General features: G+C 58.2%; 13 protein-coding genes and 1 CRISPR repeat array. Of the genes, 2 read left to right on the top strand and 11 right to left on the bottom strand.

The window, feature by feature from the left end; translation table 11 throughout:
- Window positions 1–6: 6 nt before the first annotated feature.
- Together cas2 and cas4 are read left to right on the top strand one after the other, a co-directional pair.
- Window positions 7–321 carry a CRISPR-associated endonuclease Cas2 gene (gene cas2 / locus AC1U7K_RS17690; protein ID WP_480253102.1) on the top strand — a complete coding sequence of 105 codons (315 nt, stop codon included), beginning with the start codon at window positions 7–9 and terminating at the stop codon, window positions 319–321.
- Window positions 266–859, top strand: a complete 594-nt coding sequence (gene cas4 / locus AC1U7K_RS17685; RefSeq protein ID WP_480253100.1) for a CRISPR-associated protein Cas4 — start codon at window positions 266–268, stop codon at window positions 857–859. The genes cas2 and cas4 overlap by 56 nt, the downstream gene beginning before the upstream one ends.
- Window positions 860–1,003: 144 nt before the next feature.
- Window positions 1,004–7,174: a CRISPR direct-repeat array (repeat unit 37 nt; unit sequence GTTGAAACCACCTTCCCTATGAAGAGGGAACTGAAAG).
- 724 nt (window positions 7,175–7,898) lie between these two features.
- Here the strand turns inward: cas4 and tyrS are convergent.
- From tyrS to ftsH, 11 genes are all read right to left on the bottom strand, one after another.
- Entirely contained in the window at window positions 7,899–9,116 is a 1,218-nt protein-coding gene (gene tyrS, locus AC1U7K_RS17680; protein ID WP_480253098.1) for a tyrosine--tRNA ligase, read from the bottom strand.
- Complete coding sequence (locus tag AC1U7K_RS17675) at window positions 9,113–9,616, bottom strand: ComEA family DNA-binding protein (RefSeq protein WP_480253097.1); 504 nt, start codon at window positions 9,614–9,616, stop codon at window positions 9,113–9,115. Before AC1U7K_RS17675 ends, tyrS begins: the two co-directional genes overlap by 4 nt.
- Window positions 9,617–9,625: 9 nt before the next feature.
- Window positions 9,626–11,062: a dihydrolipoyl dehydrogenase gene (gene lpdA, locus AC1U7K_RS17670; protein ID WP_480253096.1), complete on the bottom strand. Its 1,437-nt coding sequence runs from the start codon at window positions 11,060–11,062 to the stop codon at window positions 9,626–9,628.
- Window positions 11,059–11,445, bottom strand: a complete 387-nt coding sequence (gene gcvH, locus AC1U7K_RS17665; protein WP_480253094.1) for a glycine cleavage system protein GcvH — start codon at window positions 11,443–11,445, stop codon at window positions 11,059–11,061. Before gcvH ends, lpdA begins: the two co-directional genes overlap by 4 nt.
- Before the next feature lie 84 nt (window positions 11,446–11,529).
- Window positions 11,530–12,696, bottom strand: a complete 1,167-nt coding sequence (locus AC1U7K_RS17660; RefSeq protein WP_480253093.1) for a hypothetical protein — start codon at window positions 12,694–12,696, stop codon at window positions 11,530–11,532.
- 61 nt (window positions 12,697–12,757) lie between these two features.
- Window positions 12,758–13,177: a nucleoside-diphosphate kinase gene (gene ndk / locus AC1U7K_RS17655; protein ID WP_480253091.1), complete on the bottom strand. Its 420-nt coding sequence runs from the start codon at window positions 13,175–13,177 to the stop codon at window positions 12,758–12,760.
- Window positions 13,178–13,267: 90 nt separating this feature from the next.
- On the bottom strand, window positions 13,268–14,299 hold the full coding sequence (gene mtnA, locus AC1U7K_RS17650; RefSeq protein WP_480253090.1) for an S-methyl-5-thioribose-1-phosphate isomerase: 1,032 nt from the start codon (window positions 14,297–14,299) through the stop codon (window positions 13,268–13,270).
- A gap of 44 nt (window positions 14,300–14,343) precedes the next feature.
- Complete coding sequence (locus AC1U7K_RS17645; RefSeq protein WP_480253089.1) at window positions 14,344–16,896, bottom strand: DNA internalization-related competence protein ComEC/Rec2; 2,553 nt, start codon at window positions 16,894–16,896, stop codon at window positions 14,344–14,346.
- 34 nt (window positions 16,897–16,930) lie between these two features.
- Window positions 16,931–18,280 (bottom strand): phosphoglucosamine mutase, encoded by a 1,350-nt coding sequence (gene glmM / locus AC1U7K_RS17640; RefSeq protein ID WP_480253087.1) that lies wholly within the window; start codon window positions 18,278–18,280, stop codon window positions 16,931–16,933.
- A gap of 23 nt (window positions 18,281–18,303) precedes the next feature.
- The gene (folP, locus tag AC1U7K_RS17635) at window positions 18,304–19,146 is read right to left on the bottom strand and encodes a dihydropteroate synthase (protein WP_480253086.1); all 843 of its coding nucleotides are present in this window, start codon (window positions 19,144–19,146) and stop codon (window positions 18,304–18,306) included.
- Between the two features lie 140 nt (window positions 19,147–19,286).
- Window positions 19,287–21,098 carry an ATP-dependent zinc metalloprotease FtsH gene (gene ftsH / locus AC1U7K_RS17630; RefSeq protein WP_480253084.1) on the bottom strand — a complete coding sequence of 604 codons (1,812 nt, stop codon included), beginning with the start codon at window positions 21,096–21,098 and terminating at the stop codon, window positions 19,287–19,289.
- Window positions 21,099–21,274: the final 176 nt, after the last annotated feature.

Genomic DNA, 21,274 nt, shown 5'->3' with positions numbered 1-21,274 from the left:
TGACCGTTGGATGAAGTTCAGACGTACGTCCTGTATGACATCCCGGACGATGCCGTCCGCACCCGGATCGCCGAGGTGTGCAAGGACTATGGGCTAACGCGCATTCAATTCAGCGCTTTTGCCGGGTACCTCACGCGAAACCGCCGTGAAGAATTGTTCCTTCGGTTGGACGAGACACTGGGCCGCGGCCCGGGGAAAATTCTGTTGCAGCCGGTCTGTGAAAAAGATATTCGAGACCAGCGAGAGATCGACAATGCCGAGGGAGATGGTGGCAGCACCGCCGAAATTGATGCTGCGGGTCAACGACCTGAAGCAGTATGAGTATTGCCCGCGCGTCGTGTACTACCAGTACGTCATGCCGGCAGATCGCAAGGCCACATTTAAGATGGAGCACGGCCGATCCGCCGAAGCAAGGATCGACACATTGGAGCAGCGGCGGACCGTCAAGCGGTACCGATTGCCGGACGGCCGGCGACACTTTCACATGTGGCTCGTGTCGGAATCCCTGGCCCTCTCCGGCAAGCTTGATTTATTGATCGAATCCTCCACCGGCTGGTATCCGGTCGATTTCAAGGAATCAACGGGGCCGGTTCGATCGAATCACGTGCGGCAGCTTTGCGGATACGCCCTGCTGGTCGAGAATATCTATGGGACGGCGGTCGGTCAGGGGTTTATTTACTTGATTCCCGGGCAGCGGATTGAGCCGATCACGTTTGATGATGCGTGCCGAACCGACACCCTACACGCTCTTGATAGGATTCGGGACATGATTGTCTCCCAGCGTGTGCCGGAACCGACGCCCGTTCGTACCCGGTGCCACGAATGCGAGTATCGCAATTATTGTGGAGATATCTTTTGACTCTCCGAATCGGTGTAGCGTCCGAGAGCGGGCCCGATAGGCGGTTTCGCAAACCCAAGCCGGTTTTACGCAGAACTCCTATTTTCGAAATGTCGGTCCGGCCGGGATGCATTTTCCTACACGATTTTGATGGGTTCCCGAGCGGTTGAAACCACCTTCCCTATGAAGAGGGAACTGAAAGGCTGAATTCGCCATTCCTCAAATTTTTGGGCTTGCGTTGAAACCACCTTCCCTATGAAGAGGGAACTGAAAGCGAAGAGAAACAACAAGAAATTGAGACTGTGCGGCAGTTGAAACCACCTTCCCTATGAAGAGGGAACTGAAAGGCGTACCCGATATCATGCGTGACGAACAGCTTTCCGTTGAAACCACCTTCCCTATGAAGAGGGAACTGAAAGTTTGGCACAGCCGTTCACGCCAGATTGGCAACTATGTTGAAACCACCTTCCCTATGAAGAGGGAACTGAAAGGAATATTACTGGGTACCGGGCGGCCACCGAGTACAAGTTGAAACCACCTTCCCTATGAAGAGGGAACTGAAAGCAATTGTCTGGCGCCGGGAATATCGCCGGCAAACTTAGTTGAAACCACCTTCCCTATGAAGAGGGAACTGAAAGGCATATACGGGACGTACTCCCATTTCTCTTCGTCGTTGAAACCACCTTCCCTATGAAGAGGGAACTGAAAGTGTTGGTCACATGGCACGTAGTTGGCACGGCCTTGTTGAAACCACCTTCCCTATGAAGAGGGAACTGAAAGTGGGTTCAGCCAACGCGAAGCCTTGGCCTCGCTCCGTTGAAACCACCTTCCCTATGAAGAGGGAACTGAAAGACCGGTGGGGCGCGGCCCTTCCGCGATCAGTTCCGAGTTGAAACCACCTTCCCTATGAAGAGGGAACTGAAAGCGGTTGGGGGATTATTCGCTTCCCAGTCGGCATCGAATGTTGAAACCACCTTCCCTATGAAGAGGGAACTGAAAGGTGGTTGATGTCGGAGTATGGATTGGCACTGGGGATTGTTGAAACCACCTTCCCTATGAAGAGGGAACTGAAAGAGGAATAGACTTTTTCTCTGGGATGACGTCTTGGTCGTTGAAACCACCTTCCCTATGAAGAGGGAACTGAAAGTGCATCAACGACTCGTTAGTAGGACATCCACGTTGGTTGAAACCACCTTCCCTATGAAGAGGGAACTGAAAGGCGGACAACAGAATGTTATTGACCTGCCCGCTCTGAGTTGAAACCACCTTCCCTATGAAGAGGGAACTGAAAGAAAAGCACCTCGCGCGCATACACCGGAATACGCTTCATGCGCAGTTGAAACCACCTTCCCTATGAAGAGGGAACTGAAAGTTGCTGAATATCCGACGCATATTTTCGCAAGACGTGGTTGAAACCACCTTCCCTATGAAGAGGGAACTGAAAGTGTGCCACGTGGTGACTCCCCGCGTGTGCAAGGAGTTGAAACCACCTTCCCTATGAAGAGGGAACTGAAAGAAGACATCTGATGTGTACGGGTGGCGCATTGTCAACAGTTGAAACCACCTTCCCTATGAAGAGGGAACTGAAAGTTGTCATAAATGAAGGATGTGGCTCGCCACTGTGTGTTGAAACCACCTTCCCTATGAAGAGGGAACTGAAAGTGTAGTCTCGCATACTTACAGCGATTAGTGAATGTATCGTTGAAACCACCTTCCCTATGAAGAGGGAACTGAAAGAGATACAGGATGCCATTTATCGCGACAAACCAATTGTTGAAACCACCTTCCCTATGAAGAGGGAACTGAAAGGAAGCTGTATGCATTCCTGGCCCAGGCGCGTACAGCGTTGAAACCACCTTCCCTATGAAGAGGGAACTGAAAGCCTGCTGCACGACTGGCCTTCATGAGAGGGTTGGAGAATGTTGAAACCACCTTCCCTATGAAGAGGGAACTGAAAGATGCGTGTCGCGCCAGGCGCTATTTTCTGGAGCCTGTTGAAACCACCTTCCCTATGAAGAGGGAACTGAAAGATCTGACGACCACACGGACAGCCGACCGCGACACCCAGTTGAAACCACCTTCCCTATGAAGAGGGAACTGAAAGCGGAGATCTAAAATCATGCCCTGATTCGCGGTGAACGTTGAAACCACCTTCCCTATGAAGAGGGAACTGAAAGTGCGGCACTGATGAGTTTGAGGATTGTGTGACGCAGTTGAAACCACCTTCCCTATGAAGAGGGAACTGAAAGAGCAGACCGCCCAAAACCATAAAGAACTCTGGGTCGTTGAAACCACCTTCCCTATGAAGAGGGAACTGAAAGATTGTGAAGAGGTCGCTAGGGAGATGGGCCTTGATGTTGAAACCACCTTCCCTATGAAGAGGGAACTGAAAGGGGCTCGCGGTCGGGTCGCGTGCCGCGATCTCACGGTAGTTGAAACCACCTTCCCTATGAAGAGGGAACTGAAAGCGCGTTGGCTGAACCCAAGGCCGGCGTACACATTGTTGAAACCACCTTCCCTATGAAGAGGGAACTGAAAGAGGTTATAGACCAAGTCGATCATAGCCCGATAGCGGTTGAAACCACCTTCCCTATGAAGAGGGAACTGAAAGTTTGGGGCGATTCGTGACCGGTTTTCCCCGACTGCGTTGAAACCACCTTCCCTATGAAGAGGGAACTGAAAGGTGAGAATCATCGGCGGCGTGATCCACTCCCGCCGGGTTGAAACCACCTTCCCTATGAAGAGGGAACTGAAAGTGTTTGCCGTGGTGGATGAGTATCGCGAGAACGGGGTTGAAACCACCTTCCCTATGAAGAGGGAACTGAAAGGCTGGCCATCATACGTGGAGGCTTGGTACAGTTGGTAGTTGAAACCACCTTCCCTATGAAGAGGGAACTGAAAGGTTGTAAAATTGAAGTCTTCCGCAATCTCCTTCCGCGTTGAAACCACCTTCCCTATGAAGAGGGAACTGAAAGCACCCCACCCGATCTTTAGGCGTGCGCACGCTCAGTTGAAACCACCTTCCCTATGAAGAGGGAACTGAAAGTCTTGACGGACGAGAACGCGCAGGGATTCTCAATGTGTTGAAACCACCTTCCCTATGAAGAGGGAACTGAAAGGATCAGTCCGGTTCCACTCCCGAGGACGGTTTCAAGTTGAAACCACCTTCCCTATGAAGAGGGAACTGAAAGTCTTGCAAGGCCAATTTGATACGTACTTGGCGAAGCGTTGAAACCACCTTCCCTATGAAGAGGGAACTGAAAGTCCGTTGCGTCGACGCGCGGCCCAGTCTATGGCGGCGTTGAAACCACCTTCCCTATGAAGAGGGAACTGAAAGGGAAATGATCCGCCTTGTTACAGGCCCACAATTCCGTGTTGAAACCACCTTCCCTATGAAGAGGGAACTGAAAGGCAGATAAATCGTCGCCGTATCGGCGCACCAGGCCGTTGAAACCACCTTCCCTATGAAGAGGGAACTGAAAGCGACATCCTTCGGCGCCCGGTTCTTTTGTCCAACCCGTTGAAACCACCTTCCCTATGAAGAGGGAACTGAAAGGCAAGGCGTACTTTGCGGTCGCGATGAAGGATCTGAGTTGAAACCACCTTCCCTATGAAGAGGGAACTGAAAGAGACGTCATTATCCTGGAAACCCTGTGCCGTTTGGTCGTTGAAACCACCTTCCCTATGAAGAGGGAACTGAAAGTGATTTATGACAATGGCTGTTGGCATGCCAGAATGTTGAAACCACCTTCCCTATGAAGAGGGAACTGAAAGAGGTAAAAAAAAAGCCTGTGCGTGAAAAAATTTCCTCAGTTGAAACCACCTTCCCTATGAAGAGGGAACTGAAAGATGTGGGAACCGCTCACCATGGTCACCACGGGCTACAGTTGAAACCACCTTCCCTATGAAGAGGGAACTGAAAGTGAGTAACTTGGCGTCACTGGTCGTCAGTTGGATTGTTGAAACCACCTTCCCTATGAAGAGGGAACTGAAAGGAACGCGGAGAAACTGGACAGCAAGGAGTCATACGCGTTGAAACCACCTTCCCTATGAAGAGGGAACTGAAAGGTTGAGGAGGATCCTCGCTATGAGCGTGCGCACACCGTTGAAACCACCTTCCCTATGAAGAGGGAACTGAAAGGGATGTGGCTCGCCACAGCCGGTGGCATGTTAGCGCCGTTGAAACCACCTTCCCTATGAAGAGGGAACTGAAAGACTTTCTGCTCGACTTTACCGGGATCGGCAACCAATTGTTGAAACCACCTTCCCTATGAAGAGGGAACTGAAAGCACCAAGCTGTCCACGCACGCGCCGGCGACCACGGTGTTGAAACCACCTTCCCTATGAAGAGGGAACTGAAAGAGGCAAGTCTGGACTGACGAAATGCGACGAGCTTAGTTGAAACCACCTTCCCTATGAAGAGGGAACTGAAAGCTCTGCGCTTGCGAAACGCCTGAACGGCCGCATGGAAGTTGAAACCACCTTCCCTATGAAGAGGGAACTGAAAGCGTCTCGCGATCAAACGGCGGGCTGACAGCAAGACAGTTGAAACCACCTTCCCTATGAAGAGGGAACTGAAAGGATCTGAGTATTCGACAGCGTGCGTGTCGATCGCCCGTTGAAACCACCTTCCCTATGAAGAGGGAACTGAAAGCCCGGTACGTCACACTGCCCCGTCTCGCGATCAAACGTTGAAACCACCTTCCCTATGAAGAGGGAACTGAAAGACACGAAAAGCCGGCTATCGGCCCATCGTGTCACCGTTGAAACCACCTTCCCTATGAAGAGGGAACTGAAAGTGTACGCTAACTCTGCCGCACGCAATTGCGCATCAGTTGAAACCACCTTCCCTATGAAGAGGGAACTGAAAGTGAAGGATGCCACCCCGACCGTGCTTGCCTATGGCGGTTGAAACCACCTTCCCTATGAAGAGGGAACTGAAAGCCGGGCCCCGACAGCGTGCGTGTCGATCGCCCCGTCCAGTTGAAACCACCTTCCCTATGAAGAGGGAACTGAAAGAAAAGCACACCGCGTGCATACGTCGGAATACGCTGTTGAAACCACCTTCCCTATGAAGAGGGAACTGAAAGTGTTAATAAATTCCCACATAAAACGGTGGGCTTTTCCGTAGTTGAAACCACCTTCCCTATGAAGAGGGAACTGAAAGGCTCCACCTTGCCATGCACATGGCCGCAGGAAAACCGTTGAAACCACCTTCCCTATGAAGAGGGAACTGAAAGTGGGTTGGAAAAATACGAGTGCACGACTCCGGACCAAGTTGAAACCACCTTCCCTATGAAGAGGGAACTGAAAGGTCGGCTGAGCAACGTCTCGCCACCAACGCGAATCGTTGAAACCACCTTCCCTATGAAGAGGGAACTGAAAGACTTTATCCGCGTACGGGAACAGCGGATTCGGCGTGTTGAAACCACCTTCCCTATGAAGAGGGAACTGAAAGTTATCCACCCGTATGTGTGGTTTGATCTCCAGAATAGTTGAAACCACCTTCCCTATGAAGAGGGAACTGAAAGTGACTACGTGTCCCAAGGGCATTGGACCGTCAAGAGTTGAAACCACCTTCCCTATGAAGAGGGAACTGAAAAAGCTCTTCGGCCTTGACCATCAAGGCATCGACCTGGGCGTTGAAACCACCTTCCCTATGAAGAGGGAACTGAAAAGATCGTCGAACAGGCGGTGGCTGTATGACAACGACAGTTGAAACCACCTTCCCTATGAAGAGGGAACTGAAAAGATGTTCACGCAGCCAGGGCGTGGGGGACGAAACGTAGTTGAAACCACCTTCCCTATGAAGAGGGAACTGAAAATCTATCTAAACCGGACGGCCGGTCCGTGGTGTCACAGTTGAAACCACCTTCCCTATGAAGAGGGAACTGAAAAACGATCATGGACGGTGCAGAGTCCGTAGCCCGGAATGTTGAAACCACCTTCCCTATGAAGAGGGAACTGAAAAAGCTGGCCATTCAGGGCGAAGGCGAGCAGACACCGCGTTGAAACCACCTTCCCTATGAAGAGGGAACTGAAAATGAGATGAATCATGACCGAGAGCGTATGCGAGTCAAGGTTGAAACCACCTTCCCTATGAAGAGGGAACTGAAAGAGGTAGATATCGATTTGAGTGGGCTCGTGCGTCTGGTTGAAACCACCTTCCCTATGAAGAGGGAACTGAAAGCGCGGGGATTACCAGGTAGTTCACCCCGTCAGCAGGTTGAAACCACCTTCCCTATGAAGAGGGAACTGAAAGCAGTATCGGGACTACCGGACGATCTCACGCGTATATGGTTGAAACCACCTTCCCTATGAAGAGGGAACTGAAAGCAATCAGGTCGCTGTTGGCCTGATCCTTGGCCCTACCGTTGAAACCACCTTCCCTATGAAGAGGGCGGCCGTTTCTTCTTTGCCATCGATGCGCGTCGGCGCCCCACCGGCCGGCACGTCATTGGCTCAAGCGCGACTGATCGCTGGAACGCACCTCCGGCACTTGGCCGGGCTCCGGGGGGCAGGCGGCGCGCTTGATGCTTGGAAAATTCGTCAACATCTTTTTTGTTGTTGCTCCAATCGATCATAGTACGCCTGTGCATCAGCTAATGACCGAAACGAGGGATCGCCCATGGAGGAGGCAGGAGTCGTGGCGCAACCGGACAGAACCAGCAGAAGGGCCGGAACAAGTGGGTAGTACCGCATTGGGGCCTCCCGTTTTCTATTGGGATGACGTTTCTTAGCTTCTTCAGCGTAGTCATCCCTGCTTGGTCGGTGCCGTCGGCGAGTTGGAACGTTTCGTGCCGGGCGTTCAAGAAGCTAGAGCAAGCCAGCCAAGCGGCCGAGCACAGGTCAGTGCGGGGCGGCCCCTGCGGAGGGATGTCGAGACGGTTCGGCAAACCTGAGGATGCGCACGAGGGGGTCTCTGGACCGCTCCCGCAGAGCCCTCGATGCAGGTTGCGGCATCATGACCGGCGGACGAGCGACACCAAAACGGATGGCGGTGGCTCCAACAGGAGAAAGACGAAGGGACGTACGGTGGTGAGCTACACGCGAACGTGTCTCATGTCTTCAGCGTCACGGTTGCGAATTTTCGACGGCCAATGCGCAGCCGATACTCATGTCCAGGTTCGAGCACGAGGGCGCCGTTCGGATCGCTCTGCTTCACGTCATCGATTTCGATGCCGCCCTGGACCACGAGCCGCCGGGCCTCGCTTTTGCTCGACACCAACTTTGTCCGCGCGACCAATTCCACGATGTTAATGATCGGTGAGACCGAGCCGCCGACGTCCTGGGCGCTCAGCGTCACCCGCGCATCCGGCTCGGCTGGAAACTCGCGTTCGCGGAACTTCTGCTGAAAGACCTGCCTCGCACGGCCCGCCGCCTCGACACCGTGGTAGCGAGTGACGATCATTTCGGCGAGCGACTGTTTCGCCTCCATGGGATGCTTCGCCTTGACCTGACTCAAGTCTTCCATCGTCAGGAGCTCATAGTAGCGAAGCATCAGCGCGTCGCTGATCGACATGATTTTCCCGAACATGTCCTCGGGCGCATCTTCGAGCGCGATGTAGTTGCCAAGGCTCTTGCTCATTTTTCGCACGCCGTCGGTACCCTCGAGCAGCGGCATCGTCAACACCACTTGCGCCTCTTGCCCGAAATCCCGCTGCAGGTCTCGCCCGACCAGCAAGTTGAATTTTTGATCGGTGCCACCCAGCTCCACGTCGGCGTTCAACGCTACCGAGTCGTAGCCCTGGACCAATGGATACAAAAACTCATGAATGCTGATCGGCTTCTGTTCGTGATAGCGCTTGTGAAAATCCTCGCGTTCTAACATACGGGCGACATTGTAATGCGCCGCGACGTGAATCAATTCTTCGGCCCGCATGGTACTCATCCACCGGCTGTTGAACTCGACGATGGTTCGCTGAGGGTCGAGAATCTTGAAGATTTGCCGCTCGTAGGTCTTGGCGTTCTCCTGGACTTTCTCCTTGGTCAGCGCAACTCGCGTCTCGGAGACACCGGTCGGGTCGCCGATCATGCCCGTAAAGTCGCCGATCAAGAAGATGACTTGATGTCCGAGGTCTTGAAAGTGTTTGAGCTTGTGGATCAGGACGGTATGACCGAGATGGAGATCAGGCGCCGTCGGATCGAATCCCGCCTTGACCCGAAGGGGCCGGTGCTCTTTCAACGAGCGGCTGATCTTGGCCTCCAGCTCGGCAGGCTGGATGACTTCCACCGCACCGCGGAGGATCAGCTCCGTTTGTCGCGCAAGCTCGCTCATAGCTTTTTGTGCCGGGGACCAGCGTCCAACGTCGGTGCCGGTTGGGCACCGCCGCCCTGCCCAACGTCTACGATGACCAGCGGTCGCAGCTGCTCCAACCGTTTCTTGCCGATACCCTTCACGTCCATCAAATCATCAACGGTCCGGTACCGCGCCTGTCGCCGATGCTCGATCATCCGCTCGGCAAGCACCGGCCCGATCCCCGGTAGCGCTTGCAACTCCTCGAGCGTCGCACGATTCAGATCGACCTTCTTCGATGTCCGGGGTCCGATGACCTGCTTTGCCGGCCCACGCGGCGCCGCCACTTTCTCAATCTGCGGGGCAGCGGCTCTTGATGCGGTCACGGGTTCAGCGGCAGGCGACTGAGCAGGTACCGTGATGGCCTGTTCCGGGCTTGGCTGTTCGTGTTCCTGCCAGCCCATCCACCCGAGCACCGACACCGCGAGAGCGATCATTCCCATTTTCAACAGCAACGATCGCCACACGTGCCATCCCACCATCCGCCCCGCCTACCGTCTGGGCTCTTTTTTCCTCGCCAGATGGATCGCAAGCCCGTCCACGTCCTCGGCCGCTTCCATCAGCCCTTCCGCGAGCGTCGGATGCGCATGGATCATCTCGGCGATGTCTGATGCCACCGCCCCCATCTCCATGGCCGCGGCCGCCTCGTGGATCAAGTCCGCCGCATGCGAGCCGACAATGTGCACGCCGAGGACACTGCCCGTCGTCCCATCGGCAATCACCTTATAGAATCCCGTGGTGTCGCCCGTCGCTTGGGCTTTGCCCAATCCAACGTGGCGGAACCGGCCCACCTTCACGGCCGTGGCCGGATCTTCTCCCCGCGCCTGCGCCTGTTCGCGTGCCTGTTGCTCGGTAAGCCCGACGCGGCCGACTTCGGGAAGCGTAAAGATGCCGGCAGGAATGACACGATAATCGATCTCGCGCGGGCCCAGCAAAATGTTCTCGACCACGATCTTTCCCTGAGCAAAGGCCACATGGGCGAGCATGGCTTTTCCCGTCACGTCCCCGATCGCGTAGACCCCCGGCACGTTTGTTTCGAGGCGCTCGTTCACGATGATTTCCCCGCGCCGCCCGACCTGCACGCCAATCTGCTCGAGCCCCAACCCCTTGGAATTCAATCCGCGCCCGACGGAGACCAAGACCACATCTGTCTCGATGCTCGTGCCATCCTTCAACGTTGAGACGATCGCTCCACCGCGCCGGTCAACCTTCTCCACCGTCGTCCCGGTCTGCACGGTCACGCCGCGCTTGGTCAGCTCCCTGGCGATCAAGGCCGACACCTCTTCATCTTCGAGCGGTAGGACCCGCGGCATCAGTTCCACCATCGTGACCTGCGTCCCCACGCCGCTATAGAGCGACGCGAACTCGCAGCCCTCGACGCCGGCACCGACGATCAACAGCCGTCTTGGAATCTCGGTCGCATCGAGCGCTTCCTTGCTCGTGATAATCTGTCGCCCGTCAATTGGAAAGAGCGGGAGATTCGGCCAGGACGATCCCGTGGCGATCACGACCGCATCGGCCTCGACGCGCCGCTCCCCGCCCTCGGCAGAGGACACGACGACCGTATGCGGATCGGCGAGGCGTCCCGTCCCCGTGATCGATTCAATCGACCACGTCTTGAACAGCGTCCCAATGCCTTTGACCAAGCCGTCCACGACCTTGTTTTTGCGCGCCACCATCTGCGCGAGGTCGTAGCTGACGCTGCCCCCAAGCTTGAGACCAAGCTCCGCAGCCTTCTTCGCTTTGTCGCCGAGCTCGACCACGGACAAGAGCGCCTTGCTGGGAATGCAGCCGCAATTCAAACACACGCCGCCCAGCCGCTGCTGCTCGACGACGGTGACGCGGCCGCCCAACTGCGCGGCGCGAATGGCCGCCACATAGCCGCCTGGTCCGGCTCCGATGATGGCAACGTGCTTGCCTGTCGTCATTTTTTCTCTGACGCCAGAAAGGCGCGGTACTGCTCGGCAGTCATCAACTCGTCGACTTCCGATGGCGCGGAGAGGTCAATCACCGCGATCCAGCCTTTGCCGTATGGATCGGTATTGACGAGTTCGGGGTGATCCTTGAGATCGGTATTGACCTTCACAATTTTTCCGCTGACCGGCGTATAGAGACTCGATGTGGTCTTGGTCGATTCCACTTCCCCGATCTGCTGACCGGCCGTGATCACGCTGCCGACCTTCGGCATATCGATGAACACGATATCGCCCAGTGCGTCTTGTGCGAAATCACTGATTCCCATCATGGCCTGCTTGCCGTCCACTCGAATCCATTCATGTTCTTTATGATACCGAAGATCGGCTGGTTCCATCGGATCCTCTCAGAGGGATAGAGAAAGGGTCGGCCGCGCGGCCGTCTCAAAGAATCTGAGCTTAGGGGGACCTCGTCGCCTTTGTCAAGGAACGTCCGGCACGGCGTCGAGATACACGAGGCCGACCCCGGCCGGCAGGCCGGCCGGTTGATCCGGTTGCGAGACAGCAGGCACGAGTTGCGTCGTCAAGCCGGGCGCGATCATGACCCAGACGCGCTCCGGTCTTCCCATTAACGACGCCATCTGCTCGACGACCGGGGCAAGGACCAGGTGGCGATTCGCGCGTGGCGCAACGGTCAGCACCTCATACCGGCATCGTCGCTTGGTCTCCAACAGATCTTCGCTGTACATCGCGAGCGCCCCGACGGGATCCGTGACGGCCTCGGGATGGAGCTCCACGGCACAATCAATCGCGGGCGTCTTCATCCGCATCGCCCGCATGAGACGATCGAGAAGCCGCAGTCGTTCCCGGGTCCTCCAGCCGACCCATTGCCAAAACTCGGGACGGTATCGTGACTGCCCGTGAGCCGATGCGTCCGCCGCCGTAAACAATCGTTGCGAATCGAGCGGCAGATGAAAGTCTCGTTCGAATCCGCGGAGCGCGAACGGGGTCAGGCCGTCGTAAATGCCGATCGGCGGCTCATCACTGAACAGCACGCCGTCGAGCCCGGTGGCTGCAAGGTCGGTCAAGAGGCCGACCAGATACTCCTGATACGCGGGATGAAAGACATCAAGGGCAGGAGAGACGGTGAGACGACGCGACGGCGGATCGAAGGCGCGGTCCAGCCATCCCAGGGCCGAATCAACCCACGGCATGTCGCGGAGTGACACGCGAGCAAACACGGCGATCCGATGCTGATGCGCAGCCGGCACGAGCGTCCCGAACAGATCGCGGACCGTCTCGGCCCACCCCGTGTGAAAATAGACTCCGTGCCGGGGTTGCTGCGTGACGGCAGCGTGTCTCGTCATGCCATTGGCGCGGCCCTGTGTCCCGATGTCGAGCAGGATGAGGGTCACGCCTCGGCGAGCCAACCGCTGCGCCCACGCGTCCAGATCGGACGTCGGGATCAGTGATGGAGCGATCGCCAGCGCGTTGACACGGCTGAGCGGTGGCTCGCCATCGAGGGTCCGGCGGGGGGACTCGGGAATGATGACCTTCGGCGGTGAGACCGCCTTGACTGAGCGGGTCTCTCGAGGTGGGACAACCGACGGCTCAGGGCCGGCACAGCCACCGAGCCAGGAGAGCACCATCCCAAACAGGACTGCCGCGATTGAAGCCCATCGTGGCCGACCTGCCGGGCAGGCGTGCAACCTATCCTCCCAACTCCATCCCTGAGAAGAAATACCCAATCTCGAATTTTGCCGTGTCCGGCGAATCGGACCCATGCACCGCGTTGTACTCGATGTTGGTGCCGTACGCCGCGCGGATCGTCCCGGGCGCGGCTTTCGCGGGGTCGGTGGCGCCCATCAGCTCGCGGTTGCGCTTGATCGCGTCTTTACCTTCGAGGACGAGCACCACAACGGGACCGGACGCCATGAACGTCGTCAGGCTGTCAAAGAACGGTCGCTGTCGGTGCACCGCGTAAAATCCCTCGGCCGCCTGTTTGGTCAGCCGCATCATTTTCATCGCGACCGGCCGCAGCCCCGCCGCTTCATACCGCCGGATGATATCGCCGACGGCATCCTTCTTCACCGCGTCCGGCTTGATGATGGCCAATGTATGCTCAGTCATGGGATGCGCATCCTCCTTCTCCTCTGCCGGAAAAACTGGTCATTATAGTGATACGCAGAGCGGCGGTTCAAGGCAGCCTATGCGAAATGCTCACTTGGGGAATTGTCGCGCGAGATCTTCCGGTCGGAAGACGCCGCGTTCGGTAATGATGCCGGTGACGTATTCGGCGGGTGTCACATCGAACGCGGGATTCAAGACCGCGACGTTGGACGGCGCAATCCGTGGTCCTCCAAAGATTGAAAGAACTTCGTCGCGGCCGCGTTGCTCGATCGGGATGTCGTCGCCGGACCCGGTGGCAAGATCGATCGTCGAGAGCGGCGCGGCGACGTAGAACGGAATGCCATGTGCTTTGGCCAACACGGCCACCGAATACGTGCCGATCTTGTTCGCCACATCGCCATTGGCCGCTACGCGGTCGGCTCCGACGATGCACAGATGAATCCGGCGTTGCCGCATCATTGCGCCCGCCATGTTGTCGGTAATCAAGGTGACCGGAATGTGATCCTGCATCAACTCCCAGACGGTCAGCCGCGCGCCTTGCAAGACGGGCCTCGTTTCATCGGCAATGACGTGGATCTTCTTTCCCTGCTCCCAGGCGGCCCGAACCACGCCGAGCGCAGTACCATAACCGGCCGTCGCCAGCGCCCCGGCATTACAGTGGGTCAAGATGGTCTGACCGTCGGCAATCAGGGCGGCGCCGTGCCGGCCGATCGCTTTGTTGATCGCAATATCTTCCTCCAAGATCCGCTGCGCTTCCTCCACAAGCCGGCGCTTGCGCTCGGGCACCGGCACGCTGGTGAGGGAGGCTAAGGCCCGTTTCATTCGCTCGATGGCCCAGAAGAGATTTACTGCGGTCGGCCGTGTGGCGGCGAGCTGATCACAGATCTCCAACACGCGTTTGTCAAACTCCTCGGCGCTCGCATCCGGCAACTGGGCCGCGCCAAGCGCGACACCCATGGCTGCCGTGACGCCAATCGCAGGCGCGCCTCGCACGCGTAGCTCGCGGATCGCCTCGGCCACGGCGCGGTCATCACGGCAGTCGAGAAATTCGACGTGCTCCGGCAACCGGCTTTGATCCAACAGCCGCACCGCTCCGTCTCGCCATTCCACCGTCGGAACCATGTTCACCTCTTGCAACCTGCAATACCGGCTCGACGAATCCCTTGTCAAGCCGGCGAAGCCCATTGTCGCCACAGCTTCGTCAGATTGTCACGCTCTACATCCCAGGCTTGCGCGTCAAACGGGCCGCCCCGCAGTCGGCGGATGACGCCGTCCCGCGTCCGCTCGACGATGAACTCACGGGAGCCGAGATTCGCATGAATGCGGATCGCTCCATCTTCATCAGTCCGCAGGATGCGGACGTGCTGGTGTTGGAACGCGGCCAGCACCGACCCAGCCGGATGGCCATAGGGATTCGTCCGACCGACCGAGATCACGGCCAACTCGGGGTGGGCTTCGGCAATCCAGACCGGATCGAGGGAACTCCGCGCGCCGTGATGAGGAACCTTCATGATTCGCGCGTTGAAGACGTCGTCGGTTTTTCGCAAGCGGTCGATGGATGGTGTCTCGATGTCGCCGGGAAAGAGAATCGAATGCGGACCGCAATCAAGTCGTGTGACGACGGACTGATTGTTGAGGTCGCTCCCGCCGGCATGCGCGGACGCGACGAACAACACATTGCCCCCGCGGGGTGGATTCAGCACCCGGAGCCGACAGCCGCCCGACTCGACGAGCAACATGTCCTGCCAGACCCGTCCATCCGTCACCTGATGCGCCTGCAATGCGGAGGTCAGCCGTTGGTAGAACGCTTCCTCCCGCGCCGTGCCGTTGCTCCAGTACTCACCGACCTCGAATTTCTCCACGAGGCTGGCCAGACCACCCACGTGGTCGAGCTGCGGATGTGTCGCGATGATGTGATCGATCCGGCGGATGCCCCGGTCCCACAGATACGGCGCCACGACCGCACGCCCCATATCAAGTCGGTCATAAGCCGCACCGCCATCGATGAGGATCGTCTGCCCGTCTGGCAACTCGATCACGGATGCATCGCCCTGACCGACGTCGAGAAACGTCACATGAAGATCATGCCCATCAGAGAGGCGCGGAGACCAGGCCCACCAGAGAAGCATGACACCGAGGACCGGCGCGAGCGCCGGTCGAAGCCAGCGAGGACGGCGGGCGTACGTGACGACGAGCAGGATGAGATAGAACAGAAGGATGGCACACACGCTTGGTGATGCCACGTGCCACTCCGCTCCCGGCAAGGCGGCAAACAACCGGACGAGGCCGACGATGAGGTCGCTCACCGCTTGATTCCAGCCGGCAAGCGGGAAGGTCGTGCTTCCGATGATGAGGGCCCAGATCGCGGACGCGAGGCCGAGCGGCACGAGGACAAAGCCGGCCAACGGGACCACGAGCAAATTGGCGAGCACGCCAAGCCACGCCATTTGGTTGAAGTAATACGCCACCAGGGGCACGGTTGCGAGCGTGATCCCGATCGAGAGCCACAGATACTCCTTCGACCATGCCCAGCCCCGCAGCCACCACCGCTCGTCTCGACCACGCTCCGGCAATTCGTCGTCATCATGCCGGGGAGCCAGCAGCGCAATCGCCAACACGGACGTGAAGGAGAGCTGAAAGGAAATATCGAACAGCGCCTTTGGGTCGGCCAAGAGAATCACCCACGCGGCCGTCGCGAGCGTCCATAACAGTTTGTTGTCGCGGCCGAGCCATACCGCAAGGAGAAAGAGCAGGATCATCACGAGCGACCGTACGGTGGCCACTTGCGCGCCAGCCAGCACGGTGTAGAACACGAGCACGGGGACGGTGAGGAGGACCGCGAGTCGTGTGGGCGTCACATACAGTGACAAGGTCAAGAGCCAGCGCTCCGGAAGGCGGCGCGTGACTGCCCGAATCACGAAAAAAACGGACACCGCGATCAAGCCTAGGTGCGAACCCGATATCGAGAGGATGTGGACGGTCCCGGTCGCCATGAAGAGATCGCGGATAGCGGGGGGGACATCATCCGCCTCGCCGATGATCATGCCCAAGAGGATACCGGCCGCCGGTTGAGGCAGCGTGACAAGGGCCGCTCGCCTGATCCGATCCCGCCACTCGTCGATCGAACGAAGGACCGACCAAAGCGGGCCGGCCCGGCGTTCCTCGACTGTGATGCGTCCTGGTCCCGACACGGACGCCACCGCCTCGATGCCCTGGCGCTCCAAATAGGCGGCGTAGTCGAAGCCGCCCGGATTCATCATCCCGGTGGGCGGCCGCAGGCGCGCCGTCATCACGATGATGTCTCCCTGGAACACTTCCCGATCGCGACCACGCCAGGTCAGCCGCACCCGTCCACGAACCGGATTCGCTCCTGATTCGTTTCGTATCTCGGATACGGAGACGACCAACACCGTCCGCTCAGGCCCACCACGAACCGGTTCGACGACCATCCCTTTCATCATGACGGGTTGCGCGCCGATAAATCGCAGCAGACTGGAATCATTCGTCGCCCAGGCAAATACATTCCAGTACAGCACTCCCGCGAGCAACACACCGAACAGCGTGCCTCCCTGTCGCACCTCCAGCTTCCCAGATCGTTCGAGCAGCGTGCACAGCATGGCGACGAGCAGCAGAATCCCTGTGATCGTCAGCGGGAGGAACGGAACGTAGGATCCAAGCAGGAGGCCGAACAGGAAGGCCAGCGTCAGCGGGAGCAACATGGGGTAGCCGCGGCGAGCGAACAGCCGAAGCCGTTCACCCGAGGCAGGCGCGGACGATGCCGGCGAGATCGTGTGCGACCGATTGAATCACCGCATCTTCCCGCCCCTCGACCATGATGCGCAGCAGCGGCTCGGTCCCGGAATATCGGACGAGGACTCGCCCGGCCCCGTTCAGTCGCCGCTCCGCGACAGAGATGGCATCTTGGACTTGAGGGAGGGAGGCGAGATCGGGCTTCGATTTGACGGGAACGCCCAACAGGACTTGAGGCACCGCCGTCATACAGCCGGCCAGTGCCGACAACGGTCGGCCCGTTCGTTTCATCAGCGAGAGGATCTGCAAGGCGGAAATGAGCCCATCGCCGGTCGTATTGTGGTCAAGGAAAATCAGATGGCCGGACTGCTCGCCACCCAAATTAAACCCGTCGGCCACCATGCGTTCAAGAATATACCGATCGCCCACCGGCGTGCGAATCAATGTAATGCCAGCATTCGCCATCGCGAGGTCGAGTCCAAAGTTACTCATGACCGTGCCGACGACCGTCCGCCGCTTGAGCTGGCCCCGTTCGTGTAAATCAAGGGCAAGCGCCGCGATGGCGTGATCGCCGTCGATGATCCTCCCCCGCTCGCAGACGAAGACGGCTCGATCCGCGTCCCCATCGTGCGCGATCCCGATGTCGGCACCGTGTTCGAGCACCGCTTGTTGGAGCGACTGGGGATAGACGGCGCCGCACCCGTCGTTGATATTCGTGCCGTCGGGCTTGTCGCCGATCACCCAGACGGTGGCGCCCAACTCCCGCAAGACCTTCGGCGCCACTTTGTATGCAGCGCCGTTCGCGCAATCGACGACGACCTTCAGCCCTTGAAAATCGAGGTCGCGGGGCAACGACCGCTTCACAAATTCGATATAACGGCCTTCGGCGTCGTCGATCCGGAAGGCCTTGCCGACTTCGTTCGCCGTAGGCCGGAGGTGCTCGATCTCATTCGACATCAGCAGTTGTTCAATTCGCGCTTCAAGTTCATCGGGCAACTTAAAGCCATCGCTTGAAAAAAACTTGATCCCATTGTCCTGATATGGATTGTGCGAGGCGGAGATCATCACGCCGGCGTCCGCACGCAAGCTGCGCGTCAAGAAGGCGATCGCCGGGGTGGGGAGCGGCCCGACCAGGAGCACATCGACGCCCATGGAACAGATGCCGGATGTGAGCGCGGATTCGAGCATGTACCCCGACAGGCGCGTATCCTTCCCGATCACAATCTGGTGCCGGCCCGAGCGTCGCTTGAACAGATAGGCGACGGCTCGGCCGAGCTTCATCGCCGTCTCGCTCGTCATCGGCTCGAGATTCGCCACACCACGCACGCCGTCCGTACCGAATAGCTTTCGCATAGGTTCCTCGATTGGCTTCCCTTTTAGTGATTCGCCTCTCCGCCTGCGGGCTTGCCGTCATTCAATGCCTCACGGGCCAAGATCGCGCCAACCACCGTGACGACATCCCGCATCTCACTGACGTCATGAACGCGAATGATCCGGGCCCCGTTGACAACGGCCACTGCGACGGCCGCGGCTGTCCCAATCACACGATCCCCGACCGGCCGGCTCACGAGCGTCCCAATGAACCCCTTCCGTGACACCCCGATCAACACCGGGCGGCCGAGTTCCCGAAACGCATTCAGGTTCGCAAGGAGGGTTAAGTTGTGGTTCAAATTCTTTCCGAAACCAATGCCGGGGTCAAGTACAATTCTCTCCGCCGGGATCCCGGCTTCGATCGCAACCCTGAGTCGCGCCCGCAACACCCCGGCCACTTCCTGGACGACATCATCATAGTGCGGATCGACTTGCATCGTCGCCGGCGTGCCGTGCATGTGCATGAGGACAAGGCTCGCGCCGGCCCGGGCCACGACCGCAGCCATCCCAGGATCGCCTCGCAAGGCGGTAATATCGTTGATGATCGACGCACCGAGATCAAGGGCTTGCTCAGCAACCGCGGCTTTCGTCGTATCGATGGAGACCGGCACGCGCACGCGTGGACAGACAGCCCGAACGACGGGAAGCAATCGGGACAGCTCCTCGTCCTCGCTGATCGGCGACGCGCCGGGCCTCGACGATTCGGCGCCGATGTCGAGGAAATCCGCACCTTGCTCCACCATCGCGACGGCGCGATCGACCGCAGCCGACGGCTCGGCAAACTGTCCTCCATCCGAAAATGAATCGGGCGTCACGTTGAGAATGCCCATGAGCCGCGGCTGTGTCACATCATACGCTTGGTGGCGAATCCGCCAGGAAGAAGCGGGTGTGGAGAAGGGCCAAGGGATGTGAAGAGACTGAACGCCGGCAGGGTGCTGTGCCACGGTAGAGGGCCGACGAGACGGGCCGGACGGTGCCCGCTGTGATGTCAGACCGGAATCGCCTGGGGCGCCGTTTGCCGGATGATCTCGTCGATTTCCGGCGCGTCCAAGACTTCCTTCTCGAGCAAAGCCTCGGCGAGCGCCTTGAGCGTCGCCATGTGGTCGGTGAGCATCTTCTTCGCGCGCTCGTAGTTCTCGATGACCAACCGCTTGACCTCGTGGTCGATCTCGAGCGCCACCTGTTCACTGAAATCGCGCCGGGTCGCGATCTCGCGGCCGAGGAAAATCTCTTCGTCCTTCTTGCCAAACGTCAGCGGGCCGAGTTTCTCGCTCATCCCCCACTCACAGACCATTTTCCGGGCGAGATCGGTGGCCCGCTCGATGTCGTTGCCCGCACCCGTCGTGATGTGATTCAAGACCAGCTCTTCGGCCACGCGGCCGCCCAACAGGATGGCGAGGTTGTTGTACAGGAATTCCTTGGAGTAGTTGTGGCGGTCGTCGGTCGGCAACTGCATGGTGACGCCCAGCGCGCGCCCGCGCGGAATGATCGTCACCTTGTGGACCGGATCGGTGCCGGGCAGGAGCTTGGCCATCAACGCATGACCGGCCTCGTGATAAGCCGTTGTGCGCTTTTCGGACTCGGTCAAGACCATGCTCTTGCGCTCGGCGCCCATCAGGACCTTGTCCTTCGCGTTCTCGAAGTCGATCAACTCGACCACCTTCTTGTCCTGGCGCGCGGCCCAGAGCGCCGCTTCGTTCACCAGATTCTCCAAATCGGCGCCTGAGAACCCCGGAGTACCGCGCGCGATCTTCTCCAATTCGACGTCGGCGGCGATGGGAACCTTTTTCGTGTGAACCTTCAAGATCTCGGTCCGACCGCGCAGGTCCGGACGATTGACGACGATCTGCCGATCGAACCGGCCCGGCCGCAGGAGAGCGGGATCGAGCACATCCGGTCGGTTCGTCGCCGCAATCAGAATCACCCCTTCGGTCGTGTCGAAGCCATCCATCTCGACGAGCAGTTGGTTCAATGTCTGCTCACGCTCATCGTGGCCTCCGCCCAACCCCGCCCCGCGAAGCCGGCCCACGGCGTCGATCTCATCGATGAAGATGATGCACGGCGCATGCTTCTTGCCCTGTTCGAAGAGATCCCGGACTCGCGAGGCGCCCACGCCGACGAACATTTCCACGAAATCCGAGCCGCTGATGCTGAAGAAGGGCACGCCCGCCTCACCGGCGATCGCTTTCGCGAGCAGCGTCTTCCCGGTTCCCGGTGGGCCGACGATCAGCACCCCCTTGGGAATACGCCCGCCGAGCTTCTGAAATTTTCTCGGGTCTTTCAAAAACTCGATGATCTCCGAGACTTCCTCCTTGGCTTCGTCGATGCCCGCCACGTCGCTGAAGGTGACCTTCTTGCGCTCCTCGGTCAAAAGCCGCGCCCGGCTCTTCCCGAACGACAAGGCCTTGTTCCCGCCGATCTGCATTTGACGCATCAGGAAGAACCAAAGCCCGAGGAACAGGATGAACGGTCCCCAGGTCACGAGAAACGTGATGTACCAGGGGCTTTCATCGGGTGGCTTCGCCTCGATCTGGACGTTTCGTTCACGAAGCAGCTTGACGAGATCGGGATAATCGGCGGAATACGTGCGTATTCGGGTGCCGTCTTTGAGAATCGCGCTGATATGATTGGCTTTGATTGTGACTTTCGTGACTTCGCCCTTGTCGAGTTGGCCCATGAAGTCACTGAAAATCACCTCTTCCTCCGGCGCATGCGTCGGCACGCTGAACAAATTGAACAGCAGGATCATGAACAGGCCGACGACGACCCAGAACAAGAGGTTCTTGACACGAGAATTCATCCAACCCCTCCTCAGGGAATCAGAAACGGAGAGAAATGACAGCGAATTTTAACATAGTGCCGGAAAACGTGACAAGGATCGGCTAGCCGCTTTGCTCGGCGTCGTCCACTTTGTCAAGGACAGCTAGTGTCCTGTCTCTGAAGTACGTGGAATAAGTTGTGCATTGGTGGTGTCCT

The organism is Nitrospira sp. Vd2 (genome assembly GCF_979581665.1).
This window is presented reverse-complemented; position numbering and strand designations above follow the sequence as displayed.

Bases quoted from the DNA above. Each gene is read 5' to 3' on its own strand.
- cas4 (WP_480253100.1), top strand. From the start codon at position 266: ATGGTGGCAGCACCGCCGAAATTGATGCTGCGGGTCAACGACCTGAAG.
- ndk (WP_480253091.1), bottom strand. From the start codon at position 13,177: ATGACTGAGCATACATTGGCCATCATCAAGCCGGACGCGGTGAAGAAG.
- AC1U7K_RS17675 (WP_480253097.1), bottom strand. From the start codon at position 9,616: ATGGTGGGATGGCACGTGTGGCGATCGTTGCTGTTGAAAATGGGAATG.
- gcvH (WP_480253094.1), bottom strand. From the start codon at position 11,445: ATGGAACCAGCCGATCTTCGGTATCATAAAGAACATGAATGGATTCGA.
- AC1U7K_RS17645 (WP_480253089.1), bottom strand. From the start codon at position 16,896: ATGTTGCTCCCGCTGACGCTGGCCTTCCTGTTCGGCCTCCTGCTTGGA.
- glmM (WP_480253087.1), bottom strand. From the start codon at position 18,280: ATGCGAAAGCTATTCGGTACGGACGGCGTGCGTGGTGTGGCGAATCTC.
- ftsH (WP_480253084.1), bottom strand. From the start codon at position 21,098: ATGAATTCTCGTGTCAAGAACCTCTTGTTCTGGGTCGTCGTCGGCCTG.
- AC1U7K_RS17660 (WP_480253093.1), bottom strand. From the start codon at position 12,696: ATGGTGCTCTCCTGGCTCGGTGGCTGTGCCGGCCCTGAGCCGTCGGTT.
- tyrS (WP_480253098.1), bottom strand. From the start codon at position 9,116: ATGAGCGAGCTTGCGCGACAAACGGAGCTGATCCTCCGCGGTGCGGTG.
- lpdA (WP_480253096.1), bottom strand. From the start codon at position 11,062: ATGACGACAGGCAAGCACGTTGCCATCATCGGAGCCGGACCAGGCGGC.
- mtnA (WP_480253090.1), bottom strand. From the start codon at position 14,299: ATGGTTCCGACGGTGGAATGGCGAGACGGAGCGGTGCGGCTGTTGGAT.